Origin of the sequence: Pandoraea soli, from assembly GCF_902459595.1 — a bacterium.
GTDB classification, from domain to species: Bacteria; Pseudomonadota; Gammaproteobacteria; order Burkholderiales; family Burkholderiaceae; genus Pandoraea; species Pandoraea cepalis.
Genome location: NZ_CABPSG010000021.1, coordinates 14,058 through 41,002 on the forward strand (window position 1 = coordinate 14,058; position 26,945 = coordinate 41,002).

Consider the following 26,945-nt stretch of genomic DNA (forward strand, 5'->3'; position numbering starts at 1 on the left):
GTTACCCGCGCGTCAGAAGATGCTGACAAGCGTACGGTTGCCAACATCATCGCGACACAATCGCCTCATTTTGGGGTGAAATCCGAAAGCCGCCGGTTGTCGCGATGCCGCATCGGTGGACACGACGAGGCACGACACGCCCAACCCATCGACGAGGGTATACGACAGCTACCTGACGTTTACGTAAACGTCACAATGATCGTTATACTTCGCTGGATCGGTCACCGATGAGACGTCACCGTCCCCGTCAGGCAATGCCATGACACCGGTGCTACCATGGGTTCGACCGGTGAGCGCAATACAAAAAAGGCCCCCGCTCGCCGGGCGGCATCACGCAAGTGAGCCCCCGGGCAAGCAGTAGTCAGAGGCCGGCATTCACCGCTGCCGTCCTGCTTCACGAGAGCGGGAGGGGCAGGCAGTTTTGGCGATCCCAAAATCAGTGAGAGTGAGGAGCACACCCCATGAACGCCCCCGTCAATCCGAGCTTGCTGGCCGCACTGGAATCGGTCACGCTCGACGACAAATACACGCTCGAGCGCGGTCGCGCCTACATGAGCGGCATTCAAGCCCTGGTTCGGCTTCCGATGTTGCAGCAGGCGCGCGATGCCGCCGCCGGGCTCAACACTGCTGGCTTCATTTCAGGCTATCGCGGCTCGCCCCTGGGCGGCCTGGATCTGTCGCTATGGAAAGCGAAGCAGCACCTCGCCAGCCATCATGTCGTTTTTCAGCCCGGTCTGAATGAAGACCTTGCCGCGACCGCCGTGTGGGGCTCGCAGCAGGTCAACCTGTACCCCGCCAAGTACGACGGCGTGTTCTCCATGTGGTACGGAAAGGGCCCTGGCGTCGACCGCTCGATGGACGTGCTCAAGCACGGCAACTCGGCCGGCTCGTCGAAGCACGGCGGCGTGCTGGTGCTCGCGGGCGACGACCACGCGGCCAAGTCCTCCACCCTCGCGCACCAGTCAGAGCACGTTTTCAAGGCCGCCGGCATTCCCGTGCTGTATCCGTCGAACGTGCAGGAGTATCTCGATTACGGCCTCCACGGCTGGGCCATGAGCCGTTACTCGGGCCTGTGGGTCGCGATGAAATGCGTGACGGACGTGGTCGAATCGTCGGCCTCGGTGATGATCGATCCGCACAACGTCGACATCCACCTGCCGGACGACTTCATCATGCCGCCCGACGGCCTGAACATTCGCTGGCCCGACCCGCCGCTGGTGCAGGAAGCACGTTTGCTCGACTACAAGTGGTACGCGGGCCTTGCGTACGTGCGCGCCAACAAGCTCGACCGCGTGATGATCGATTCGCCCCATGCGCGCTTCGGCATCATGACCGGCGGCAAGGCGTATCTCGACGTCTGTCAGGCGCTCGCCGATCTGGGGCTGGACGAAGCCACGTGTCAGCGCATCGGCATTCGTCTGTACAAGGTGGGCTGTGTGTGGCCGCTCGAAGCGCAGGGTGCGCGCGCGTTCGCACAAGGGCTCCAGGAAATTCTCGTGGTCGAGGAAAAGCGTCAGATCCTCGAATACGCGATCAAGGAAGAACTGTACAACTGGCGCGATGACGTGCGTCCGCGCGTGTACGGCAAGTTCGATGAGAAGGACGGCGCCGGCGGCGAATGGTCGGTGCCGATGGCCAACTGGCTGCTGCCCGCCCACTACGAACTCTCGCCCGCGCTGATCGCCAAGGCGATTGCCACGCGCCTGGAGAAGTTCGAATTGCCGAGCGACGTGCGCGAGCGCATCGCCGCCCGCCTGCGCGTGATCGACGCGAAGGAGCAAGCCCTCGCCAAGCCGCGCGTGGCCGTCGAGCGCAAGCCGTGGTTCTGCTCGGGTTGTCCGCACAACACGTCGACCAATGTGCCCGAAGGCTCGCGCGCCATCGCCGGCATCGGCTGTCACTACATGACCGTGTGGATGGATCGGCGCACGGACACGTTCTCGCAGATGGGCGGTGAAGGCGCGCCCTGGATCGGTCAGGCGCCTTTCTCGTGCGACGAGCACATCTTCGCCAACCTGGGCGACGGCACGTACTTCCACTCGGGCCTGCTCGCGATTCGCGCGGCGATCTCGTCGAAGGTCAACATCACCTACAAGATCCTGTACAACGACGCAGTCGCCATGACCGGCGGCCAACCTGTCGACGGCACGCTGACCGTGCCGCAGATCGTGGCGCAGGTGGATGCCGAAGGCGCGACGAAGATCGTCATCGTGACGGACGAGCCCGAGAAGTACGACGGCGTGAAACTCGTCGGCGATGTGCCGGTTTACCACCGCAACGAACTCGACCGCGTGCAGCGTGAGCTGCGACTGGTCAAGGGCACGTCGATACTGATCTATGACCAGACGTGCGCCACCGAGAAGCGCCGCCGTCGCAAACGCGGTGCATTCCCCGATCCGGCAAAGCGCGTGGTGATCAACGAAGCGGTCTGCGAAGGTTGCGGCGACTGTTCGGTGAAGTCGAACTGCCTCTCGGTCGAGCCGCTGGAGACGGAATTCGGCACGAAGCGTCAGATCAATCAGTCGACGTGCAACAAGGACTACTCGTGCCTGAACGGCTTTTGCCCGAGTTTCGTGACGGTCGAGGGCGGTCAGTTGCGCAAGCCCAAGACGGCGCAGGTCGACAGCAGCGAACTGCCGCCGCTGCCGGAGCCAGCCCTGCCCGCCATCGCACGTCCGTACGGCATTCTCGTCACGGGCGTAGGCGGCACGGGCGTGGTGACCATTGGCGCATTGCTCGGCATGGCCGCACACCTGGAGAACAAGGGCGTCACCACGCTCGACGTGACCGGCCTCGCCCAGAAGGGCGGCGCGGTGACAAGCCACGTGCAGATCGCTCTGCAGCCGGAAGACATCCACGCCACACGCATCGCCATGGGCGACGCCCGCGTAGTGATCGGCTGCGACGCCATCACGACCGCGAGCGACGACACGCTCTCCCGCGTGCAGCACGGCGTGACGAACATCGTGGTGAACAGCGCCCATACGCCGACGGCTGACTTCATCCGCAATCCGAACTGGCGCTTCCCCGGCGCAAGCACGGAGCACGACATCCGCGCGGCCGCGGGTGAAAACGTTGACTTCGTCGACGCCAATCACCTGTCGCTGCGACTGCTCGGCGACACCATCTACACGAACCCGTTCGTGTTGGGCTACGCATGGCAGAAGGGTTGGGTGCCGCTCTCGTACGCTGCGCTCACGCGCGCCATCGAACTCAACGGGGTGGCGGTCGAGAAGAACAAGCAGGCGTTCGAATGGGGACGTCGTGCCGCGTACGATCTGGCGAGCGTACGCAAGCTTGCGCAGGAGAACGAGGCACCGGAGCCGGCGGCCACCGGTGGCAAGCTGATCACGCTGCACACGCCGCGTGCGCTCGACCGGTTGATCGAGCGTCGCTACGACCAACTCGTGGCGTATCAGGATCGTGCCTACGCCGAGCGCTTCAAGCAGACGGTGGAGCGTGTGCGCGCGGCCGAGGCCGGACTCACGCCGGAGGGCCTGCCGATGCCGCTCACCGAGGCGGTCGCGCGGGGGCTCTACAAGCTCATGGCCTACAAGGACGAATACGAAGTGGCCCGCCTGTACACCGACCCGGCCTTCATGAAGAAGCTCAACGAGCAGTTCGAAGGCGACTTCACGTTGCGCTTCCATCTGGCGCCGCCGTCGCTGTCCAAGCACGACGACAAGGGTCATCTCATCAAGCAGGCCTATGGCGCGTGGATGATGAAGGCATTCGGCGTGCTCGCCAAGTTCAAGGGGCTGCGTGGCGGAGCGTTCGATATCTTCGGCCGGACGGCAGAGCGTCGCATGGAGCGGGCGCTGATCGGCGAGTATGAAACGCTGGTCAACGAGTTGCTGTCGCGCCTCGGCGAGCACAACCTGTCGCTGGCCGTGCAATTGGCGGAACTGCCGCAGGAGATTCGCGGCTTCGGGCACGTCAAGGAGCAAAACCTCGCCGCCACCCGCATCAAGTGGACGAAGTTGCTCACGCAGTTCCGCGATGGCGGTTCGCATCGCGCTGCCGCTTGACCTGCTGACCCGCTATCCGTCAGTCCCAAAAAAATTCCGCCAGCGCGTGAGCGTCTGGCGGGATTTCTTTATGCGCGAGCGCACCATCGGCGGACATGCGCGCCGCAACCTCCGCGGCGGCACCTCCGTCATGACACTCAACGAATGACGTTGGCCGCAGCAACCGCCGTCATGTTGATGATACGGCGCACGGTCGCGGCCGGCGTCAGGATGTGAACCGGCTTGGCGCAGCCGAGCAGGAACGGGCCCACCGTCACGCCTTCGCCGCCCGTCATCTTGAGCAGGTTGTACGTGATGTTCGCCGCTTCCACGTTCGGCATGACGAGCAGGTTCGCTTCGCCCGACAGACGCGACGCCGGATACGCGGCACGACGCACCGACTCCGACAACGCGGCGTCGCCGTGCATTTCGCCGTCGACTTCCAGCGACGGCGCACGCTTGGCGAGTAGTTCGCAGGCGCGGGCCATGCGTTGTGCCGAAGCCGACTTCACGCTACCGAAGTTCGAGTTCGAGAGCAGCGCCACCTTCGGGGCGATGCCGAAGCGCTCGATTTCTTTCGCGGCGAGCACGGTCATCTCGGCCAGTTGCTCCGAGGTTGGCGTCTCGTTGACGTACGTGTCGCTGATGAACAGGTTGCGCTTCTCGAGCATCAATAAGTTCATCGCCGCGTAGTTCTCGACCCCGGCAGCACGGCCCAGCACCTGATCGACCACATCCAGATGGCGGTGGTACGTATCGATCATGCCGCAAATCATGCCGTCGGCTTCGCCCAGATGCACGAGGATCGCGCCAATCAGCGTGTTGTCCTTGCGCATGGCGGCCTTGGCGACTTCCGGCGTCACGCCGTGACGCGCACCCAGGTCGTGATACGCCTGCCAGCAACGCTGATAACGCGCGTCGTCTTCCGGATTCACGATCTCGAAGTCGACGCCCGGCTTGAGCTTCGAGCCAATCTTCTGCAGGCGCATTTCCACCACGGCCGGACGGCCGATGATGATCGGCTTGGCGATGCGCTCGGCCAGCACGAACTGGGCGGCGCGCAGCACGCGCTCGTCTTCCCCTTCGGCGAACACGATGCGCGCGGCGTCGTTACCGAAGCGGGCGCGGGCGGCAGCGAACACCGGACGCATGATGAAGCCGGTGCGATACACGGTCGTGCCGAGTTGTTCGCGGTAGGCGTCCATATCGGCGATCGGGCGCGTGGCCACGCCCGAGTCCATCGCCGCTTGCGCCACGGCCGGCGCGATCTTGATGATCAGGCGCGGATCGAACGGCTTCGGAATGATGTATTCCGGCCCGAATTCGAGCGACTGGCCTTCATAGGCGCGCGCAACTTCTTCGCTCTGCTCTTCTTCCTGCGCCAGCTCGGCGATGGCACGCACGGTGGCGAGCTTCATCTCTTCCGTGATGGTGGTGGCACCGACGTCGAGCGCACCGCGGAAGATGAACGGGAAGCACAGCACGTTGTTGACCTGGTTCGGGTAGTCCGAACGGCCGGTCGCGATGATGCAGTCCGGACGCGCGGCCTTCGCGATTTCCGGACGGATTTCCGGCTCGGGGTTGGCGAGCGCGAGAATCAGCGGCTTCGTGCCCATCGTCTTGACCATGTCGCCGGTCAGCACGCCGGCGGTCGAGCAGCCGAGGAAGACGTCGGCGCCGTTGCTTGCGTCGGCCAGCGTACGGGCATCGGTCGCCGCGGCGTAGCGCGCCTTGCTCTCGTCGAGCTTGTCGCGGCCGGTGTGGATCACGCCCTTCGAATCGAGAACGAGAATGTTCTCCTTCTTCAGGCCGAGGTTCACGAGCAGGTCCAGACAGGCGATGGCGGCAGCGCCCGCGCCCGAGCATACGAGCTTGACGCGACCGATGTCCTTGCCCACGACCTTCAGGCCGTTGAGGATCGCGGCCGAGGCAATGATGGCGGTGCCGTGCTGATCGTCGTGGAAGACGGGAATCTTCATGCGCTCGCGCAGCTTCTTCTCGATGTAGAAGCACTCGGGCGCCTTGATGTCTTCGAGGTTGATGCCGCCGAGCGTCGGCTCGAGCATGGCGATCGCTTCAACGAGCTTGTCCGGGTCATGCTCGGCGAGTTCGATGTCGAACACGTCGATACCGGCGAACTTCTTGAACAGGCAACCCTTGCCTTCCATCACCGGTTTGGCGGCGAGCGGGCCGATGTTGCCCAGGCCGAGCACGGCCGTGCCATTGGTGATCACACCGACGAGATTGCTGCGCGACGTATAGCGATTGGCCGCGAGCGGATCTTCGGCAATCGCCTCGCAGGCGTAGGCCACGCCGGGAGAGTAGGCCAGCGACAGATCGATCTGGTTCGACAGCGGCTTGGTCGGCGTCACCGAGATTTTGCCCGGACGCGGATTCTCGTGGTACGCCAGGGCGCTTTGTTTCAGTTGTTCATCCATATCTCGATACCTAAGGACAGGGCGACGGCCGGGTCCGTGCCGCATGCGGGCAGCGCGTGGACTCAGCCGTCTTTTGACGGATCACGGCGGGGGAAGAGCCAACCGGAGGGATTCGGCGATTGTGTCGTCGACGGGGTTCTTCACCGCGCGGCGGCGTGATGGCCGCCGCGCGTCCCCCGATCCTGCAGGCCGCACTCGCGTGCGTCGGACCGTGGGGGCTTGCGGTGCGCCGGATGCACCGCAGGACGCAAAGTGTACACCTTGCGCCGAAAGCCCGACGCCGCCTGCGCGGGCGGCGTAGCGGTCAAAAGGGGCTATTGGAGCGCTCCGCCGCGACGCTCCGGAATCAGGAAAAGCGTGGCGAGAATATCGAGCACGTAAATGCTGGCGAGGAAGACGAGCGCCAGCTTGAACGAGTAGGCAGCCGCCAGCGCACCGACGGTGAGCGGCCCGAAGCCGCCGACGGCCCGGCCAATGTTGAACAACACGTTCTGCGCCGTGGCACGCGCCGCGGTCGGGTACAGCTCCGAAATCAGCGCGCCGTAGCCGCCGATCATGCCGTTCACAAACATGCCCATCACCGCGCCGCCGATCAGCAGCGAGAACGGCGTCTGCAATTGCGCGTAGACGAACACCATCACGACCGCGCCGATCTGGTAGCCGATGAATGTGGGCCGGCGGCCCAGGCGATCGGCCAGACGGCCGAACAGCCAAATGCCGAATGCCATGCCCAGCACTGTCACCGCCGTCCACATGGCCGACTTGGTGAGCGAGTAACCGAACGTCTTCGACAGATACGAGGGCATCCAGATCATCAGGCCGTAGTAGCCGAAGTTCTGTACCGAGCACAGGATCGCCACCCCAAGGCTCGCGCGCGTGGTCGCGCCGTCCTTGACCAGCAGCTTGAGCGGCGCGTGTTCGCGCGGCTGCCGCTGTTGCGCAAGGAACATCTCGGGCTCGCCGAGCGCGCGACGCATGATGAACGACACGATCGCCGGCAGCAGCCCGACCGCGAACATGCCGCGCCAGCCGATGTGCGGCAGCAGCAACGGCGTGAGCAACGCGGCGGCAAGCACCCCGGCCTGCCACCCCAGCCCCACAAACGACGACGCCCGCGCACGGCGCGCCGGCGGGCAAGCTTCCGCCGCGAGCGCCATGCCGATGCCGAACTCGCCGCCCAGGCCGATACCGGCAATCGTCCGGTAAGCCAGCAGATCCCAATAGCCCTGCGCGAGCGAGCACAGGCCCGTGAACACCGCAAACAGCAGAATCGTCCACGACAACACGCGCACGCGCCCGTAGCGATCGGACAGCATGCCGAAAACAATGCCGCCGACAACCGCGCCCACGAGGGTCCAGGTGACGAGCGCGCCCGATTGGGCGCCGGTGAGCGCGAGATCGGCCGCAATGGCCGGCAGGATGAAACCCAGGATCAGCAGATCGAAACCGTCCATGGCGTAGCCGATGGCTGACGCCCACAGGGCGCGGTTCGCGTAGGCGGTATCGTGCGGCACAACCGGTGCGGCAAGCGAGGGCGAGGCATCGTTAGGCATGGGCGCGGTCGTCGGGTCGGAAATTTTGGCGTGAGTGTATGCCTGTCATAAAGCGCCGGCAACTGTCTCTTTTTTTGGATTCATCTGTTGGCGATGATCTCTAATATGCGCCGTGCGCTCACACAACGCGCAGTTATCGGGCGATAAATATACGCTCCGTGCATAATTGACCGTGCATTTGCTGAAACTTGTGGCATAATTCGCGCTTAAGCGCCGGTCGGTCGTTGCAAGATGTGCCGACCCGCCGCCTCAGACGGCGTCCTGCCGCAGCGCCCTGCGCTACGGTCCCCGCCGACTCACCCATGACTCCTGGCTGCGCGCCGCACGGCGGGCAGCAATGTTTAGGAACCGCATCATGATTGGCATCGACCGCCAGGCGATTTCCGACATCACCGCCAAGATCCTGCTCGAAGTGGGCGCGGTGCATTTCAACGCCGAGAAGCCGTACATCTTCACGTCGGGCTGGGCCAGCCCGGTGTACACCGACTGCCGCAAGTTGATCTCGTACCCGCGCGTGCGCCGTACGCTGATGGATTTCGCCGAAGCCGTCATCATTCAGGACGTCGGCTGCGAGCAGTTCGACACGGTCGCCGGCGGTGAAACCGCAGGCATTCCGTTCGCGGCCTGGATCGCCGACAAGCTGATGCTGCCGATGCAGTACGTTCGCAAAAAGCCGAAGGGTTTCGGCCGCAACGCGCAGATCGAAGGCGATCTGCCGGAAGGCTCGCGCGTGCTGCTCGTCGAAGACCTCACGACCGATGGCCGCAGCAAGATCAACTTCTGCAAGGCGCTGCGCGACGCCGGTGCGAAGGTCAATCACGTGTTCGTGGTGTTCCACTACGACATCTTCCCGGAGAGCCGTCAGGTACTCAAGGACATCGATGTCGAGCTGCACTCGCTCGCCACGTGGTGGGACGTGCTGCGCGTTGCCAAGCAGCAGAACCACTTCGACACGAAGACGCTCGACGAAGTCGAGAAATTCCTGCACGCGCCGGCCGAGTGGTCGGGCGCGCACGGCGGCGCCACGTCGTTCCCGAAGGACTGAGTCTCGTGGCAACGCCCGCAGTATTCGCTTGAGAGGCGAGAGCGGCCGGCCTGAAAAGGTCGGCCGTTTTTTTGTCTGCATCCGCTCGGCAGAGGAGTCAACCATGTTTGCGTCGGTCTTCGCCATCAGCATTGGGGCAGCGTTAGGCGCGCTATTGCGCTGGTCACTGAGCGTACAGCTCAATGCGATCCTGCCGACGCTCCCGCTCGGCACGCTGGTCGCCAACCTCATCGGCGGCTATCTCATCGGTGTCGCCGTCGCTCTCTTCAGTCACTTTCCGTCGATTCCGGTCGAGTGGCGACTGTTGATCGTTACCGGCTTTCTCGGTGGCCTCACAACGTTCTCCACCTTCTCCGCCGAAGTCACCACGCTGCTGCGCGAAGGGCAGATGGGCTGGGCATCGCTCACCGTGGCGGTTCACGTCGGGGGCTCGCTCATCATGACCCTGCTTGGCATGGCCAGCATCACGCTGCTCATACAATGGTTGCGCCCAGCCCTCTGAGCGACCGCACTACGGCAGCAACATCACGAGCTTGACGTCGTCGTGCCCCGACAGGCGGAACGTGACCTGCGCGAAATCGATATCGCCGCGCACCGGGTGATGAAAACCACGCCGCCCACCTTCGCGCTCGACGACATCCTGCTGCGACCAGAGCGAGGCGAACCTGCGGCTGTCGCGCTGCAATTCGTCCGTGAGGGCACGCACGGGCGTATCGTCAAGGTAGGCACTGCATTCGGCACGAAACTCCGCGACCACCCGGCGCGCGCGACGCTCCCAATCCTGAATCAATGTGGGCGCGCCCGCGTCGAGAAAGATGTAGCGCAGCAGGTTCTTCGCGCCCGGCGCGTCGAGCCAGCCATGAAAGATATCGGCGGCAGCCGCGTTCCAGGCGAGGACGTCCCAGCATCGGTCCAACGCGTAGGCCGGAGCCGCCACGGCAGCGACGGCCGCCTGCACCTGTGCCGACGCATGGTGCGGCAACGGCACGGCACCGCGCTCCGGATCGCGCTTGCCCGCCAGATCGAACAGGTACGCCCGTTCGGCACGCGAGAGCCGCAGCGCACCGGCAACGGCCGCCAGTGCGCCCGCCGAGATCGACACATCTCGCGCCTGCTCGATCCAGGTGTACCAGGTGGCCGACAAGCCACATAACTGCGCCACTTCCTCGCGCCGCAATCCCGGCGTGCGACGCCGCCCCAAAGGCGGCAGTCCGGCCGCCGCCGGGGTCAGCCGCTCGCGATGCGCGCGCAGGAAGTCGCCGAGCGCGCGACGCTGGCGCGCATCGTCACCGTGAGGGGCCGGCGCGTCAGACGCCAAGTCGGGCTTAGGGATAGGGGTAGTTTTCATACCAGGATAAATAGGTAACTTGTACCGGTATCGACGAGCCATTATCGTGAGACTTACCAACATCGCGCAAGCGCCCGGGCGGGCCGAGGCCCCTTGCATCGCGCCCCGCCCCACCCACGTAGGAGACCCACCGTGAGCGAAACCCCATCATTCCCTTCCCGTCCGGGTTCGTCCACCGCCCCCGCAGGAGCGCAGGACACCCACCACGCGCATCATGGCCATAACGCCGTCGTCACCGGTCAGTTCGGCCCGCAGGCATCGGCCTATCTGACGAGTGCCAATCACGCGCAGGGCGCCGATCTGGAGCAACTCGCCGCGATCGCTCGCGCGCATCCGGGTGCGCAGGTGCTCGATCTGGGGTGCGGCGCGGGACACGTGAGCTTCTTCGCGGCGCCTCACGTCGCGCGCGTGGTGGCCTATGATCTGTCCGCCGACATGCTCGGCGTGGTCGCAGGCGAGGCGGCCAAGCGCGGCCTGACGAACGTCGACACGCAACTGGGTGCAGCCGAATCGCTGCCGTTCGCCGATGCCAGCTTCGATCTCGTCTTCAGCCGATACAGTGCGCATCACTGGGCCGACGTGGGCGCCGCGCTGCGCGAGATGCGTCGCGTGCTCAAGCCCGGCGGACGCGTCGTGATCTGCGACGTCGCCTCGACGGGGCGGCCGCTGTTCGACACGTATCTGCAAGCGGTCGAGGTGTTGCGCGATACGTCGCACGTGCGCAACTACGCCGCGAGCGAATGGCTGACGATGGCCACTGGGGCGGGATTGTCGGTGGCGTCGCTCACGCCGCGCACGCTCGATCTCGACTTCAAGACGTGGACCGCGCGCATGCGTACGCCAGCGCCGATGCAGGCGGCCATTCGCGCGCTGCAAACGGCCATGGCCGACGACGTGCGTCGTCATTTCAGGATTCAGGACGACGGCTCGTTCACGCTCGACACGCTGACGCTCGAACTGATTGTCGGCTGAACGTCGGGAGGCAGAGGAAGGCGAGCGCGATCCCGCGTAGCGACGCGCCCGCTTTCCTCATACCATCCGTCACTTTTGTCCGTTTTTCCTCACACCCGCCAAATCACGTGGGTAACGCGATGCGGAACGTCGCGGCGCAAATGCGAGCGCCGCGCGCTGCGAGGCAATCCGCCAGGCAACCCGCGCCGTCACCGACGGGGCGAACAGCGCGGACGGCGGTTCGACCATGTGCATCACGCGCAGAAAGCGCCGGTAGAGGGCGGCATCGTCGACGGCGAGACCGAGCAGCGACTCCACGTAATGTTGCATGAGCCGCGCCCGCCAATGGGTGGCGCCCCGCTCCCCCGCCTGACGTAAATCGACGCCGGTCGCGAAAATCCACGCGCGCTGCGCCACGTGGGCGAGCGCACGCTGCAAGGCCAGTCCACCCGGGGCATCGTTGGCGCGACGAAAGACATGCAGATGGGCGTCGAGCGCCACCGCGCTCAATGCCGCAATCGTCATGCCCTGCCCGTACACCGGATTGAAGCTGCACGCGGCGTCGCCAAGCACCGCGAAGCCCGCGGGCCAGCGCCGCATTTCGTCGAAATGGCGTAACCGATTTTCCGTCCGGCGAAACTGACGGATCGGCGAGACCGGCTCCGCGTGGGCAATCGCTTCGTGGAGGGTCGGCACCCGCAGGCTTTTCGCAAAAGCCAGGAAGCCCTCGGCATCGCCCGGCGGATAATCGCCGCCCGCCCCCGTCAACGTCACGATCCACCGGTTGTCCTCCATGGGGAAGATCGTGCCGCTGCGCAGGCATTCAGGCGGACGACCGTGAACCACCAGCGCTTGCCAGTCGCGCCAGACCGACGGCTTCGGCACCGCATAGAGTCGGCTCGCGTAGCCGACACGGGCATCCACGACGGTCTCGCGTAGGGCGTCCAGCCCCATCGCTCGCAACCACGACGGCGCATGCGAGTTGCGACCGCTCGCGTCGACAACGAAGGCGGCCGGCAACGTCGTGGCATCTTCGGCATCTTCGGCTTGTCCGCGCGATCCGCCCGCGCGACGCCGAATCGTCACGCCACAAACGCGTGCGAGCGTTGCATCGAAACGCAACCCCGTGACGTCGCAGCCGGTCAGAACACGAACGTTCCGCTTGGCGAGCACGCGCTGGCGCACCGCGAACTCGAGCAGGCCGCGGCTCGTCGACCATGTGACGAAGCCCTCGCCTGCGGACGGCATCCAACCCGCTGTACCAAACCAGCGCACAGATCGATACCAGTCGAGCGGCACCGCGCCCGAGTCGAGCAAGGCCTGGCCCAAATCGGGAAACAGCGCGTCGAGCGTGCGACGCCCCCGCATCAGCAGCTGATGCACATAGTGCCCCTGCGGCACGCCCCCCCTTGGGATTGGAGCATCGGGCAGCTCGTCGCGCTCGACGAGCCACACTTCATCGAAGTGCCCCGCCAGTGCATGCGCGGCGAGCAAGCCCGCCATACCCGCGCCGACGACGATGGCACGCCAGGCGGTCGATGGGGCTTCGGTGGGCGTGCAACCTGTCCGCGTCGATGAGACTGTCATGATCCATCCCTCGTTATCGGAACCAGCGATTCAATGGCGTCGACGATGGCGGCACGTCGATCCGGTGGGCAATCTGCCGATGGAATTCCGGTAGCCGGCTCCAGTGCAAGCCCGGCCGTACGTGATGCGCGAGGTGATAGCCGTTGTTGAAGAACACAAGATTGAGCCACCGGTTGGCCTTCGTGTGCGATGCCTTGAACGGATCGCTGGCGTAGAGATCGATATGATCGTCGTACGTCATGTGAATGAAGTTGAGCCAGACCAGGATCCTTGGCACGACGAAAAACAGCAGCGCATTGCGCGGGTCGTGAAACAGCAAAGCGGCCAATACGAGGTTGCTGGCCGCGACCTGCCAGAGGCAGCGTCGGCGCAATCGCGTGCAGGTCCGACCGATGCGCAGCACGTGATAGTCGTACGTCAGGAAATAGTGAGCGACGTAAGCCAGCCGCGACATCCGGCAACCGCCAGCGTCGATCCAGCGCGACGGATCCCGCTCAGGTTCGGTGTAGTGCAGGTGATGTCCCCGGCTGTGATGCAGGCGAAACTTTGCCGCGTACATGCCGGTTTCCAGGGTCATCACCCATTCCAGCACGCGATTGGCCCAGGCCCCGGCGAACATGCCCATGTGCGACTGGTTATGCACGGCGGTCGAAACGGCGACCTGGGGCAACAGGAGTAGCGTCGCGCAGGCGATCGCCGCCCACGGATCGCGCACGAGGAAGTAGGCGGCCCACTGCAGCGATGCCACACCGGCCACCAGCGCCAGCGGCGCAATATCTTCGGTGTAACGCAGGCCCAAACGTCGGGTGAGATGTCTCATGATGCCTCCCTGCAATGCACAGCTCGTCGCCATCGACACGAGTCAATGGATGTCGCCCGCCTTCCCCGAATGACGCAACCGGGCAAGCAACGCCGGCGAAGAGAAGCTCCAGCGCGCATTCATCGTGCCCAGTGGGCGGCCGAATTGCAGCCACTGCGTTTCGCAGGCCAGCGCGGACAAGCGGTCATGACGATAGGTCTTGGCGACGATCACGAATCGCACCGACAGTGGCGCGTGCAGTTCGGCGAAATGCTCGAAGGTGACTTCCAGCGAATTGAGGACAAACACGAGATCGTGCGACACATCGTAGAAGCGGTGCGAGATCGCAGTGCCGGTCTGGCGAGTGGCTTCGATCATCATCAGGCCGGGAACGTGGTCGAGCGGATGCTCGAAGAAGAACGCGTGATGCGGATCGATCGCAAGCACAGCGGTAAAGGTATCGTGCCCCTCGGGGGTGGCTTGCGCCCGCTCGATCGACGCCACGAAGACATTGACCGGATCTGCCTTGTGAACCATCGCCCGGTCGAGCTTGCCCGGCATGGCAAAAGCATCAGTAGTGGTGACATCGGAGGTACCGGCAAGGCGGCCGGTCACGGGCGTTTGAAGGTTCATGGCGACTCCGTTCAGACAATGGGGGGACGGAACCTGGCCCACCGGGTTGACGGCGAGTCGGCCTGGGAGATCGATGCCGGCGTTACGACGATGCGTGGTAGCCGTAATCGATGCCGCGCGATGCGCGTAGATCGTGTGAAAGACGCGACTGGGCGATGCGAACCGCCGCCTCCTGCGCAGAAAACATGCACGCCTCAATCGACGCACCGCGCAGATAATCGCCAGCGAACGCAAGTCCGTCGATGCCGTGGCGCCGATCGTCAAGCCATGCGCGCAATCGATAGTGATGCGGCGCGTACGCACACAACCCTGGATCGAAGAGATGCGCGACCACGTCGCGCCGGTCGGCGCGTTCGACGGGAACGTACTGGCGCAAGGTCGCCTCGGCGAGATCGAGCAATGCTTCGGCTTCCGGCCCGGCAAGGCTGCCTGCGCTTCGCGCGCTCGCGATCACGGCGCGCGCCTTGCGGCCACTGAACGTGTAGCGCACGCGGTCGAGTCTGTCGATGCCGTAGGCGCCGGCATTGCTCAGTGCGTTATCCGGGCCGAACGACAGGCCACGCACGTTGGCGGAGAATATCGGCCGGCGATAAGCGGCCACCACCACGAGCACCGGGAAATAACGAATTTCGTCGAGCGCGGCGGCGAGTGCCGCATCGTGTTCGCGTAGCAGATCTGCGCTCACCCCTGCCGGCGTGGCGAGCACCACGTGGTCGTATTCCAGATGATCGGTTCGCCCATCGGATTGCCGCACCTGCAAACCGGAAATCCGTCCGTGACGCACCATGAGCCGTTCGACGCGAGCATTGAAACGCACCTCCAGCGGCGCGGTCGCCGCACCGATGAACGCCCCCATGCCCGCCTCGAGTTGATCATAGGTGTCGAGCCACATGCCCAGGTGCGTGCCGAAATTGCCGAGGTGAATTTCGTCGGGCTCCGCACCGTTCATTCGCACCGACATCGCCCGCACCACGGCGCGGCAGAACGCCGGGCTGAAGTGCGACGCCAGCGGCGAATCGTCGGCATCTCGCGCCAACCGGGCAAATGACGGTCCGTCCAGGAACCGATTGCGCGCGTCGAGCCACACGCGCGCGCAAAGCTCGGCAAGGCGCAGCGCATCCGCAGCCGGACAACCGCGCAGGTACGCGAGCGTGCTGCCAAGGCGGCGCGTGCTATCGAGCGTGACGATCTTCCCGTCGCGAATGCGCGATGTGTTGATGCCGAATGGCTCGAACGCGAAGGGTCCGAGGGCGTGCGCGAGCTTGCGAAAACGCCGATAGTGCCGGCCGATGTTCTTGCCGCCGAGATCGATTCGGTCGCCGTCGAGTGTCGCAGTGGTTATTCGGCCACCCGGGGACCGATGCTGCTCGATAAGCTCGACATGAAGCCCGGCGTCGCGTAGAAAGTGCGCGGCCGCGATGCCGGAAATGCCGCCGCCAACGACGGCGCACGTCGCAGTGGTTGCCATGAGGGATCCCCCGCATGTTCATTAGGCATTCTTTAAGTATCGTGAAATTGACACCGGAATATCACGACATCCTAAGGATAGGCGAGCGCGGTTCATCGTTCGCATCTCATCGGGCGGTCACTGATAGTGCTCGGCACCAGCGATAGACAACTCGATATCCGCAACACGTTGGATTCCAATTCGATCATTGGATGGCCCATGTCGACAGCGACGCAGGCGCTGCGCGCTGCCTCGCCGGACGAGCGCCGTCGAGCGAAAAAAGAAAGGGCTGGGTTCTGTCTGACACAGAACCCAGCCCTTCAGGGACAACACCGGACGCTACGACGTTGTCCGATCAGTTCATCGACACACTCGCGCGCTCTGCCTCACCTGGCTTGATAGGCACACTGCTCCGACGACGGCCCCCTGCTATTGCACACGCGCCGGCCCATCATCGTCGTTGGCGCCGCTAATCTCGGCGACGCCGGCGAGCAGCGCCACATAGTGCCGCAATGCCCGCGTACGCGCCTGCTCGTACAACTGCGCGGCGATGCGCTCGGCCACGCGTTCGAAAGGCGGCATGTGCCCTTTCACCCGGCGTTCGATCCGCACGACGTGAAAGCCATAGCGCGTGTTCACGAGTCTGGGCACCACGCCGAGCCGGTCGCCGCAGAACAGCACCAACTCGAACTCGGGCGCGCCACTGCCACGCGCGAGCATACCGAGACTGCCGCCCGCGCGACCCGACGGACAATCCGACATCGATTGCGCCACCGCTTCGAACGAGTCAGGATCGGAGCGCACGGCATCCAGTGCCGACTGCGCCCGTTCCAAGGTCGTCGACAGCGGCACACTCGCGGACATCGCAAACAGAATATGACTCGCCTGCACCCGGTCGCCTACACGGAACTGTCCGGCGTGTTCGTGGAAGTAGGCCCGGCATTCGGCGTCGGTAGGACGATGCACTTGAACGTCCCGCGTGAACAGCGCATCGACAATAGCGTCATCGCTCGCAGGCGTCGCGTCGTTCTCGTTGAACAAGCGCAGGTCGAATGCGCGCTGACGCAGCAATTCGCGGCTCACCAGCGCGCGCCGTGCGGCGACTTCCGGATCGGCCTCGTCCTGATGCTGATCGATCTCATCGGCGACGCGACGTGCGTCGATGACAATTCCGTTGACTCGCAAAGACATAACGCACTCCCGCCAAAACATTGACTGCCACCGGTCGCTCCGATTGGCATGCCTGGGCGCGACGGTATATCGAAGTTGTAGGCGATGCGCGTCAGAAAGGCAAATGCCCGCGATGACGGTGCGGGCTGCCGTTGCGCGCCGCACACACTCGCATGCGGCGCACGGAAACGCTCAGTGAGACGGGCGTGTGATCACCGCCGGCGCATCGTTGGCCGTGCCGGTCGGACGACCACGCCAGTAGCCCGCGAGCAGCGACCCCGACAGGTTGTGCCAGACCGAGAAAAGCGCCCCCGGCAGTGCGGCGAGCGGCGTGAAATAAATCTTGCCGAGCGTTGCCGCCAGGCCAGAGTTCTGCATACCGACTTCGATGGCCAACGTGCGGCAGATCGATTCGTCGAAGCCCAGCAGACGACCGCCCCAGTACCCGCCCAGCAGGCCAAGGCCGTTGTGCAGCACGACACCAAGCATCACCAACGGACCCACCGTGGCAATGTTGCCCTGGTTCGCGCCGACCACCGCGCCGATGATGAGCACGATCGAGATCATCGAGACAAGCGGCAGATAGCCTTCGACTGCGCGCACCGCACGACCGAAATAACGATTGATGAGCAGACCTGCGCCAATCGGCAGCGCCACAATCTGCAGAATCGACAGCAGCATGCCCTCGACGTCGACCACGATGGAGGCGTCAACGTACAAGCGCGTGAGCAGCGGGGTCGCAAACACCCCGACGAGCGTCGACATTGCGCTGATCGTCACCGACAGGGCGACATCGCCACGGGCGAGATAGATCATGACGTTCGAGGCTGTGCCGCTCGCGACGCTGCCCACGAGCACCATGCCTGCCGTCAGATCGGGCGGCATGTGCAGCACGCGCGCGATCACCCAGGCAGCCAGCGGCATCACGAGATAGTGCAGGACCACCCCGGCGACGATCGGTGCGGGACGCGTGAGCACGCGCTTGAAGTCGTCGACGGTGAGCGTGACGCCCATCGCGAACATCACCACGGTCAGGAGTGCCGTGACGTGCGGCGTAACGCCGGAGAAACTGCCGGGCGAGAAATAGGCGGAAACGGACAACAGCAGAGCCCACAGCGGGAACAGCCGGGTAATACGGGCGATCATGAAATCCTCAGGGAAGGGGTATGCGGCGCGAGCGCGGGCAAGCGGATACGGCCGCGTAGCCCGCCACCGCATCGTCCCTGCCGCGCCCGGGCCGCCGGGCGCAAAAGGTTAATATTTTACTTATTTTGCGCCGGGTGCCCTACCTTGGCCTTTCAGTCGCGTTTCGCCTTGCCCATCAGCAAGGCACCGCCGGTCCCATCGCGACGCGGCGCGCGCTGTGCGAAATCGCTGCGCTCCGCGCCGCCTCCTTGCCCGCGCGAGGCGGTCTGCCCCGTGCGGCCGTCACGACCTTGGCGTGCTGTACCAGCCGCCGGTGTGGCCGCGCGTTGGGCATCGCCCTGACGCTTGGGCACCTGCGCCTGATGGCGTTGCTGCCCGCCTTGTCCCGCGTTCGCGACCTGCGCGCCGTGCCCCGCATTGCCGCCGTTCACGGCACCGCTGCTCTTTCGGCCACCGCGCTCGCCTTCGCGACGCGCCTTCGGTTCGTTGCCCTGGCGTGCGCCACGACCGCCATCGCGCGGCTCACGCGCCTCACGCGGGGCGCGGGCCGGTTGGCGCGCGTCGTCGTCGCCGCGGCCGCCACGTCCGCCGCCGGCCCCACGACCTTGTTGCGCCTTGCGAATCGGTTGCGCCACGGCATGCGGATCCGGATCGAAGCCCGGGATCACTTCGCGATCGATGGTGCGCTTGATGAGACGTTCGATCTGCGTGAGCAGTTGATGCTCGTCCACACACACGAGCGACACGGCCTCGCCGTTCGCGCCGGCGCGTCCGGTGCGGCCGATGCGGTGGACATAGTCTTCCGCCACTTCCGGCAGGTCGAAGTTGACCACGTGGGGCAACTGGTCGATGTCGATGCCGCGCGCGGCGATATCGGTCGCAACCAGCACCTGCAACGTGCCGCTCTTGAATTCGGCGAGTGCGCGCGTGCGGGCGCCCTGGCTCTTGTTGCCGTGAATGGCGAGCGCCGGAATGCCACCCTTCGTGAGCTGCTCGGCCAGCCGGTTCGCGCCGTGCTTGGTGCGCGTGAACACGAGCACCTGGAACCAGTTGTGCTCGCGCACAAGGTGTTCGAGCAGCTCGCGCTTGCGGTCGCGATCGACCGGGTGGATCTTCTGCGCGACGGTTTCAGCCGTCGTATTGCGACGCGCCACTTCGATGAGCGCGGGCGACTTGAGCAGGCCGTCGGCCAGCTGCTTGATCTCGTCGGAGAACGTGGCCGAGAACAGCAGGTTCTGGCGCTTCGACGGCAGCACCGCCAGCACACGGCGAATATCGCGAATGAAGCCCATGTCGAGCATGCGGTCGGCTTCGTCCAGCACGAGAATCTCGACGCCCGAAAGATCGACCGTCTTCTGCTGCATGTGATCGAGCAGACGGCCGGGGGTCGCGACGAGAATGTCCACGCCGCGCGCCAATTGCTTGACCTGCGGCACCATCGACACGCCGCCGAACACGGTCATGGACGTGAGCGGCAGGTATTTGCCGTATTGCGTGACGCTTTCCTCGACCTGGGCGGCCAGCTCGCGCGTGGGCGTCAGCACGAGCGCGCGCACGGAGCGCTTGCCGTTGGTCGCCGCCGCGCGCGTACGCGTGGAGAGCATTTGCAGGATCGGCAGCGTGAAGCCCGCCGTCTTGCCGGTCCCGGTCTGGGCGCCGGCGAGGAGATCGCCGCCTTGCAGGACGGCCGGAATCGCTTGCAGTTGAATGGGAGTCGGGTGCGTGTAGCCGAGGTCGGCCACGGCACGCAGGATGTCGGCCGACAGGCCGAGCTTTTCAAAAGACATATATGGACCAATGCACGGACTCCACGAAGTGTGTCCCCGCGCGTATCGATGTTGTGTGTTCTTGAGGGAATGCCCGCGTAGGGCGTGCGACAGGCATCGCGCTCATGAGGGCGATGCGCCGAAAGACGCCTGCAAGACGACCCGCCGGCGAATGAAATCAAGCGGCTTGGCGGGCGAGGCCGTCGCGGGTACGGCCGTGTCTTGGAATCCCGTAGTTTACCATGTGCCCTTTCCCACGTCAGTCGGCATCGGCATTTGCCTTCCCGGGGCCCGAAATTCGGACGTTCCGCCGGGCGGCTGCGCGCGTGTCGCCGTGTCGCTCAAGCCGCTACACTGGCGTCATTGCCCCCCGAAGGCCCCGGCCTGCCTGCTCTGTGCGATTCGACCTGACCGACCTGCGTCTGTGCCTGCTGGTTGCCGAAGCTGGCAGCATCACCGGCGGCGCCGAGCGCGCCCATCTGACACTGGCCTCTGCCAGCGCCCGTATTCGCGGGCTCGAAGAGGTGCTGGGTGTCGCGCTCTTCATGCGCCACCGCCAGGGCGTAATGCCCACCCCCGCCGGTCGCGCCCTGCTCGCTCACGCCCAGCGCGTGCTCGCCCAGATCGAGCAGTTGCGAGGCGAACTCGGCGAATACGCGGCTGGGCTCAGGGGGAACGTGCGTATTGCCTCGAACACCGTGGCGATGTCCGAGTTTCTGCCGGATCTGCTGGGGGCGTTCCTCGCCGAGCATCCGAATGTGGAGATCTCCCTGCGCGAGCAGACGAGCCCGGCCGTCGTGCAAGCGGTCCTGGAAGGCGCGGCCGACATTGGCGTGGTCTCGGACTGGATCGAATTGACGGGGCTCGAGACGGTGCCATTCCGGCAGGACCGGCTGGTGGTCGTCACGCCGCCTGGGCACGCGTTGGCCTCGCGCGCCCGGGTGGCCTTCATCGACGTACTGGACTCGGAGTTCATCGGCCTGCCCGAGCGCAGCGCGCTGGCCGAGCACCTCGACGGCCACGCGAAGCGCGCCGGTCGGCCACTGCGATATCGTCTGCGCCTGAGAGACTTCGACAGCCTGTGTCGCGCCGTGGCAGCGGGGGCCGCGCTGGGCATCGTGCCGCTGAGCGCCGCCGCACGCTCGGCCGCGACGCTGGGCATCGGCGTCGTGCCGCTCTCCGACGAGTGGGCCCTGCGCACGCTGGTGCTGTGCGTGCGTGAGCGCGACGCCCTGCCGGTCTACGCGCGGCAATTGCTTGAACGGCTGCAGGCCACGCCCGCCGCCACTAACGAAAACGGCACGACGTAATCATCGTGCCGTGATCTCTTGTGCCGTCAATCCCGGCGAATCCAGCCGGTCCAGCGCGTCCGGTGAGGCGAGCGAGTCGACTTACATCGCCGCCGGCGCCGACGCCCCACGCCCGCGCAGCAACGCGTAGAGGATGATGGCGCCGAACGTGGCGCAACCGATGCCCCCCAGCGAGAAGCTACCGAACTTCAGCGTGAAGTCGCCCGCGCCGAGCACCAGCGTGACGGCGGCGACGATCAGGTTGCGGTTATCCGAGAAGTCGACCTTGTTCTGCACCCAGATGCGCGCGCCGGCCACCGTGATCAGACCGAACACCACGATCGACACGCCGCCCAGCACCGGACCCGGGATCGTCTGAATCACCGCGCCGAATTTCGGCGAGAAGCCCAGCACCAGCGCGATCACCGCAGCGACAGCAAACACCAGTGTCGAATAGATCTTCGTGACGGCCATCACGCCGATATTCTCGGCGTAAGTCGTCACGCCCGTGCCCCCGACGCTGCCCGACACAATGGTCGCCAGACCATCGCCGAGGAAGGCGCGGCCCATGTAGCGGTCGAGGCTCTGTCCGGTCATGGCGCTGACCGCCTTGATGTGTCCGAGGTTCTCCGCCACAAGGATGATGGCAATCGGGGCGAGCAGTACCATCGCTTCCGGCTTGAACACTGGCGCCGCGAAGTGCGGCAGGCCAAACCAGGCGGCATGGGCCACCACGGCGAAGTCGATCGGCTTGCCGAGGCCCATGCCGTTGGTCAGCACGGCGTACAGCGCATAGGCCAGCAGCAGGCCCACGAGAATCAGCAGGCGTTGCACCATGCCGCGCGCGAGCACCGCCACGAGACCGACGCACAGCACGGTCGCCAGCGCCATCCACGTGTCGAAGGGAGTCCCCGAGACGCCCTTCACCGCGACCGGCGCGAGGTTCAGGCCGATGACGGCGACGACCGCGCCCGTCACCACCGGCGGCATGAGGGCTTCGATCCAGCGAGTGCCGACGGCCATCACGATCAGGCCGATGATGGCGTAGAGCACGCCGCAGGCGATGATCCCGCCGAGCGCCACCGGAATATTCAGATTCGGCCCGCTGCCCGCATAGCCCGTCACCGAGATGACCAGGCCGATGAAGGCGAAGCTCGAGCCGAGATAGCTGGGTACGCGTCCGCCGACGAGCACGAAGAAGAGCAGCGTGCCGATCCCCGACATGAAGATGGCAAGGTTCGGATCGAACCCCATGAGCAGCGGGGCAAGTACGGTCGAGCCGAACATGGCGACCACGTGCTGCACGCCCATCGCGATGGTTTGCGGCCAGGCCAGGCGCTCATCGGGGGCAATCACGCGGCCGGAGGCCGTGTCCTGCTGCCGCCACTTCGGGAAATAACCCTCTGCCATGTCGATCTTCTCCTGGGTGTCGTGCCGCCGAATCCGAAAGGTGCGAAAGGTGCGGGACGTGGGTCGATGGGAAAACTGGCGGCAGTGTACGGAGTGACTGCACGCAAGGCAAGGCGGCGCGCTTGGGCAGCGCCGCCCCGCCATCGGTCGTCACCGCTTGGCGACGCCCTGGAGAATCACGTCGGCCAGCCCAGTGTAGTTCCCGTCGAAATGGTGCCCGCCGGGCATCTTGACGACCTGAACGCGCTTGGGATCGAGCCCCGGACAGTTGCTGTCGTCTTCGTCGGCCCCATAGATGCACATCGCCATCCCGTCGGGCAGACGCTCCACCTCCGGACGAATCGGCAGGCCGTTCTGGCTCGACATCACCCAATTGGTCATGCGGAACTCGAAGTCCGCCTTCTGCCCAAGTCCCATCAGCACCAGCAGCGCCACCCGCTCGCGGGCCACCGGCGACAGACGATTGACCATGAACGGCAGCACATCGGCCCCTTGCGAGTAGCCGATCAGGATCACGCGCTTCTTGTTCCAGCGCGTCTGATAGAAGCGCATCAGGCGGTCGATATCGAGCGCGCCGGATGCCGGGGTGCGCGCCGACCAGAAATAGCGCAGCGAATCCACGCCCACCACCGGAATGCCGTGCGCGGAGAGCGCGCCCGCGACATCGCGGTCGAGTCCGGCCCAGCCGCCGTCGCCCGACATCAGTATGGCGAACGCGTCGGCCATATTGGCGGCGGGCTTGCCGGTGGCCGGCACCTCGACGACGGGCAGATCGGCCACCGCGGCGGGCGGTCGAACCGTTCCCGCCACGTGGTGCGCGTTCAGACGCCGGAACGCGTTCTTGTACTGCGTCACCCAATCGGCCAGCACAGACGTCGACGGTGCGCCCGTCCCGGCCGGCGTGCCGGAGACATCCATCGCGCCCAGGCTACCCGCCAGCCCGCCGACGAGCCAGCTCGAATTCGGCGTGCGGGCGGCGAACGCCTGCGCCACGTGGTCCGCGCAACGCGGCGCGCGCGAGGCGGGTCCGCCGACCGGTCCGCCCATTGCCAACCACGGTGCGCTCATGACGGGCGCGGGCAGCAATCGCATCGGCGCGCCGCCGGCCGTGTGCGTGATACCGCGTCCGAAATGCACCCCCTCGCCCTGACACAACGGCCGGGACATCGGCAGTACCGGACAGAAGTCGACGGACAACGCGCCGGAGAACGTATCGTTACCGGCCTGCGCAAGCATCGCGTAGGCGAACGTGCCGCCCACGCCGTCGCCAACCAGAATGGGCGGCGTGTAGCCGGGCAGCTTGACGGCCGCCTCGACCCATCGACCGAAGTTGTCGAGATCGCCCGCCGCGTATACGCAAGCGATCTCGTCCTTGGTGTAATTCGCCATCAACCGTGCGGTGTCGATGCCCGCCACCAACGCGCCGGTGTCCGCGAGGGCGCGGGCCATCCGTTCGGCGCGCGGCGTCCAGCCGTCGTCGTCGGAGAAAAAGAGCACCGTCGCGTTCGGCTCCCCTTCCGGACGGAAGATGGGCACGTTCTCGAAGCGGCCATGCGTCAGGATTTCCGGGGCTTGCGCGGGTGTCGGCGTCTGGGCCAGTGCGGCAACGGACGTCATCATCACCGCCCAAGTCGCGGCACTCGCTGCGACGCGGCCGACCCAGCGCGGTGTGCTCTCGCCGCGTCCGCGCTTGGGCGATCTCGCCTGTCCATCGTGCGCCTTGTCGTGCATCGCCATCGTGTGACCTGTCATTTCGTCATGATTCCTTTCCATCCACCGCCCACCAGCGAGGCCACGTCGGCCAGTGTGAGCATCGGCGCGATGCCGCCCGGCGTCATCAGATAACGCGCCTCCCATTGCGGATCGAATTTGTCCTTGAAGCTGCGCAGCCCGCGGAAGTTGTAGAAGCGCGCGCCGTGCGCGAACATCATGCGGCCGAAGCGATGCCAGCGGGGCGCAAGCTGGTGCGTCTCCATGCCCGACATCGGGGCCATTCCCAGGCCGAAGCGCTGATAGCCCTGCGCTTTGAAATGCAGCATCAGCGTCGCGAACAGGAAGTCCATCGTGCCGGGGGGAGCGTCCGGCACCTGCCGCATCAGATCGATGCTCGCTTCGATGCGCTGGACGTCTGGGCACATCAACGTGGCAAACGCGACGAGGCGCGTCTCGCGGCGCACAAGCGCCACGGGTTGGCGCGCGACGTACGCGTCGGTGAACGCGCCCAACGAGAAACCCTTCTCGCGCGTATGTTGGCGCGCAAGCCACGCGTCCGATACGCGCCGCATTTCCGCGAGATGCGGCGCGACGTCTTCCGCCGCCACAATCTCCAGCGTCAACCCTTCGCGTTCACCGCGCGCCACCCCATGCCGCAGATTGGCGCGACGCGCGCCTTGCAGCCCGAACTCCGGCAGCGAGACGAACGCTTCCTCGCCGAGCTTGAAGGCCCGCAGTCCCGCGTCGATATAGAGCGGCAGCGCCTGCGGGCGGGTCTTGTAGAACGCCGCGCGTCCGCCGTGCGCATCGGCCAGCTCGATGAAGCGCCAAATCAGTTCGGGCCACTCCTTCTGGTCGCCGACCGGGTCCGAGAGCGACACCCACGAACGGCGATGCTTTGCGTACATGATGAAAGCGTTGCCAGACGGCGAGAACAGGAAGCTCTTGTCGCCCATCAGCGCCAGACAGGCGTCGGCGGCCGGTTGCTTGCGGATGACGGCTCGCGCGCGCGCCAGTTCCTCCTCGCTCGCTGGCACGATCGCGCCAGCGGACTGACGCAGCAATTGCCACAACGACAGCCCGAGTCCGATCACGGCCACGACCATCAACGCACGCATGGAACGGGGCGCGTCGCCGTCGAACGTGAACTGCCACCAGAGCTGATTTGCGTATTCGACGCGCCGGTACGCCATGAACATCAGCCAGGTACAGGCCCCGAGCACCGAGAGCACGGCAATGATCCAGCCCGGCTCGAACGTCTGCGTGAAAAGCGACGAGCGTCGGTCGAACTGTTCGCGCGAGACGAGCAGCAGCGTCGCCAGCATGGCCAATACGAAGCACTCCGACACGGCAATGCCCTTGGGAATCGCGAGGACGGCAGCGATGATCGTCAGGCCGAGCGAGCCCCACCAGGCGGCATCGAGCCGGTGCAGCAGACCTCGCGCGAGGAACAGCATGGCCAGCCCCGCCACACTGCCGAGCAAGTGCGACACTTCAACGAGGAACAGCGGCACGTGGTGGCGGAGGAAGTCTTCGGCGTCGCGCGTAGCGGGCGTCACGCCGGAGATCAGCAGCATGACCCCGGCAACGAGCGTGAGCGCGGCCAACAAGCCGGGGAAGAGCCGCACGGCCGCGCGACCGATCGGCGCCGCCGCGCTTTGGCGCAACTCGAAGCCGGCCAGCAGACAGGCGGCAAGCATCAGCGGCAGCAGATAGTAGATGCCGCGATAGAGCACCAGCGCCCCCGCCACCTGACTGATCGGTGCATGCCCATTGGTCGCGAGCAGAATCACCGCTTCGAACACCCCCACGCCGCCCGGCACGTGGCTGAGTACCCCGAGCGCCATGGCAATGGCATAGAAGACGACGAAGGTCGGTAGGTCCACCACGTTGGCGGGCAGCAGACACCACAAGGCGGCGGCCGCCATGCCCAGATCGGCGGCCGAAATCAGCAACTGGCGCACCGCGACCCGCAGCGGCGGCAGCGGGATCGGCCAGCGGTTCAGCAAGCGCACCGTGCGCTTGCGGGCACACAGCACCAGGAACGCGGCGGCGCCGGCCAGCAGCAGCAAGGCAAGCAGTTGCAACAGCCACGCCGGAATCGGCACCAGCGCCGAGACGCGCGACGCGCCCCACAACATGCCGAGCGAACCGAACACGGTCATGCCGAGACCGAACGCGCCGGCGTTGAACGCTACCGCCTGCGCCACCTTCGACGCATCGACGCCCGCGGCGGCGTACATGCGCATTCGCACCGTGCCGCCGGTGAGCACCCCCAGGCCGACGGAGTTTCCCAGCGCGTAGGCGATGAACGAGGTGAGCACGACCGTCGAGCGCTTGACCTTCGCGCCGGCGAAGCCAAGCCCTGAGATGTCGTAACCGGTGAGGGCCGCGTAACTCGCCAGGGTTGCCAGCATAGCAAGCACCAGACGTGTCACGGGTGTGTTGTGTATCTCGGCAACGATGTCGTCGTAATGCACGTGGCGCAGCATGTGATGCAACGCATCGAAGACGAAGAGGCCGAGCAGGACGACGCCGGCCGCGATCAGCCACGGCCGGGCCGTGCCCCAGGGCACGCGCCGGAGCCAGCGCAGGGGCGCGGGCAACGCGAGCCAGGCGGCCTCGTCGGCGGGCGGCGGCTCG

Annotated in this window: 19 protein-coding genes; 6 read left to right on the plus strand and 13 right to left on the minus strand. The window is 65.6% G+C overall.

Annotated elements, in window-relative coordinates:
• Window positions 1-461 precede the first annotated feature (461 nt).
• Both PSO31014_RS21030 and PSO31014_RS22485 read left to right on the plus strand, forming a co-directional pair.
• Window positions 462-4,028 carry an indolepyruvate ferredoxin oxidoreductase family protein gene (locus tag PSO31014_RS21030; protein WP_150553394.1) on the plus strand — a complete coding sequence of 1,189 codons (3,567 nt, stop codon included), beginning with the start codon at window positions 462-464 and terminating at the stop codon, window positions 4,026-4,028.
• Window positions 4,000-4,176, plus strand: a complete 177-nt coding sequence (locus PSO31014_RS22485) for a hypothetical protein (protein WP_174976612.1) — start codon at window positions 4,000-4,002, stop codon at window positions 4,174-4,176. The genes PSO31014_RS21030 and PSO31014_RS22485 overlap by 29 nt, the downstream gene beginning before the upstream one ends.
• Here PSO31014_RS22485 and PSO31014_RS21035 read toward each other — a convergent pair.
• Both PSO31014_RS21035 and PSO31014_RS21040 read right to left on the minus strand, forming a co-directional pair.
• Entirely contained in the window at window positions 4,166-6,445 is a 2,280-nt protein-coding gene (locus tag PSO31014_RS21035) for an NADP-dependent malic enzyme (protein ID WP_017234981.1), read from the minus strand. The two genes, PSO31014_RS22485 and PSO31014_RS21035, sit on opposite strands and share 11 nt — an antisense overlap.
• Before the next feature lie 314 nt (window positions 6,446-6,759).
• Complete coding sequence (locus PSO31014_RS21040; protein WP_150553395.1) at window positions 6,760-7,998, minus strand: MFS transporter; 1,239 nt, start codon at window positions 7,996-7,998, stop codon at window positions 6,760-6,762.
• 355 nt (window positions 7,999-8,353) lie between these two features.
• On the opposite strand from PSO31014_RS21040, the gene PSO31014_RS21045 reads away from it, so the two are divergent.
• A complete protein-coding gene (locus PSO31014_RS21045; protein WP_017234978.1) occupies window positions 8,354-9,043 on the plus strand; it encodes an orotate phosphoribosyltransferase in 690 nt (229 codons plus the stop codon).
• A gap of 103 nt (window positions 9,044-9,146) precedes the next feature.
• Window positions 9,147-9,545: a fluoride efflux transporter CrcB gene (gene crcB, locus PSO31014_RS21050; RefSeq protein ID WP_150553396.1), complete on the plus strand. Its 399-nt coding sequence runs from the start codon at window positions 9,147-9,149 to the stop codon at window positions 9,543-9,545.
• Between the two features lie 9 nt (window positions 9,546-9,554).
• Here crcB and PSO31014_RS21055 read toward each other — a convergent pair whose 3' ends face one another.
• Window positions 9,555-10,391, minus strand: a complete 837-nt coding sequence (locus PSO31014_RS21055; RefSeq protein ID WP_246176942.1) for a helix-turn-helix transcriptional regulator — start codon at window positions 10,389-10,391, stop codon at window positions 9,555-9,557.
• Window positions 10,392-10,658: 267 nt separating this feature from the next.
• Between PSO31014_RS21055 and PSO31014_RS21060 the strand changes: the two genes are divergently transcribed.
• Window positions 10,659-11,363, plus strand: coding sequence for a class I SAM-dependent methyltransferase (locus tag PSO31014_RS21060; protein WP_246176946.1), 705 nt, complete (start codon window positions 10,659-10,661; stop codon window positions 11,361-11,363).
• A gap of 69 nt (window positions 11,364-11,432) precedes the next feature.
• Here the strand turns inward: PSO31014_RS21060 and PSO31014_RS21065 are convergent, their stop codons facing one another.
• The 7 genes from PSO31014_RS21065 to PSO31014_RS21095 form a co-directional block, all read right to left on the minus strand.
• Entirely contained in the window at window positions 11,433-12,929 is a 1,497-nt protein-coding gene (locus PSO31014_RS21065; protein WP_150553398.1) for an NAD(P)/FAD-dependent oxidoreductase, read from the minus strand.
• Between the two features lie 13 nt (window positions 12,930-12,942).
• A complete protein-coding gene (locus PSO31014_RS21070; protein WP_246176943.1) occupies window positions 12,943-13,749 on the minus strand; it encodes a fatty acid desaturase family protein in 807 nt (268 codons plus the stop codon).
• 42 nt (window positions 13,750-13,791) lie between these two features.
• Window positions 13,792-14,361 carry an AfsA-related hotdog domain-containing protein gene (locus tag PSO31014_RS21075; RefSeq protein WP_150553400.1) on the minus strand — a complete coding sequence of 190 codons (570 nt, stop codon included), beginning with the start codon at window positions 14,359-14,361 and terminating at the stop codon, window positions 13,792-13,794.
• A gap of 82 nt (window positions 14,362-14,443) precedes the next feature.
• Complete coding sequence (locus tag PSO31014_RS21080; RefSeq protein ID WP_150553401.1) at window positions 14,444-15,829, minus strand: protoporphyrinogen/coproporphyrinogen oxidase; 1,386 nt, start codon at window positions 15,827-15,829, stop codon at window positions 14,444-14,446.
• 408 nt (window positions 15,830-16,237) lie between these two features.
• Entirely contained in the window at window positions 16,238-16,999 is a 762-nt protein-coding gene (locus tag PSO31014_RS21085; RefSeq protein ID WP_246176944.1) for a peptidylprolyl isomerase, read from the minus strand.
• A gap of 171 nt (window positions 17,000-17,170) precedes the next feature.
• Complete coding sequence (panS, locus tag PSO31014_RS21090) at window positions 17,171-18,124, minus strand: ketopantoate/pantoate/pantothenate transporter PanS (RefSeq protein ID WP_150553403.1); 954 nt, start codon at window positions 18,122-18,124, stop codon at window positions 17,171-17,173.
• Window positions 18,125-18,276: 152 nt separating this feature from the next.
• Window positions 18,277-19,911: a DEAD/DEAH box helicase gene (locus tag PSO31014_RS21095; protein ID WP_150553404.1), complete on the minus strand. Its 1,635-nt coding sequence runs from the start codon at window positions 19,909-19,911 to the stop codon at window positions 18,277-18,279.
• 374 nt (window positions 19,912-20,285) lie between these two features.
• Between PSO31014_RS21095 and PSO31014_RS21100 the strand changes: the two genes are divergently transcribed.
• Entirely contained in the window at window positions 20,286-21,200 is a 915-nt protein-coding gene (locus PSO31014_RS21100; RefSeq protein WP_150553405.1) for a LysR family transcriptional regulator, read from the plus strand.
• A gap of 81 nt (window positions 21,201-21,281) precedes the next feature.
• Here the strand turns inward: PSO31014_RS21100 and PSO31014_RS21105 are convergent, their stop codons facing one another.
• The 3 genes from PSO31014_RS21105 to mprF form a co-directional block, all read right to left on the minus strand.
• On the minus strand, window positions 21,282-22,589 hold the full coding sequence (locus tag PSO31014_RS21105; protein ID WP_150553406.1) for a solute carrier family 23 protein: 1,308 nt from the start codon (window positions 22,587-22,589) through the stop codon (window positions 21,282-21,284).
• Between the two features lie 150 nt (window positions 22,590-22,739).
• On the minus strand, window positions 22,740-24,341 hold the full coding sequence (locus PSO31014_RS21110; RefSeq protein ID WP_217424933.1) for a virulence factor family protein: 1,602 nt from the start codon (window positions 24,339-24,341) through the stop codon (window positions 22,740-22,742).
• A complete protein-coding gene (mprF, locus tag PSO31014_RS21115; protein WP_150553410.1) occupies window positions 24,338-26,908 on the minus strand; it encodes a bifunctional lysylphosphatidylglycerol flippase/synthetase MprF in 2,571 nt (856 codons plus the stop codon). The genes PSO31014_RS21110 and mprF overlap by 4 nt, the downstream gene beginning before the upstream one ends.
• Between the last annotated feature and the right edge of the window lie 37 nt (window positions 26,909-26,945).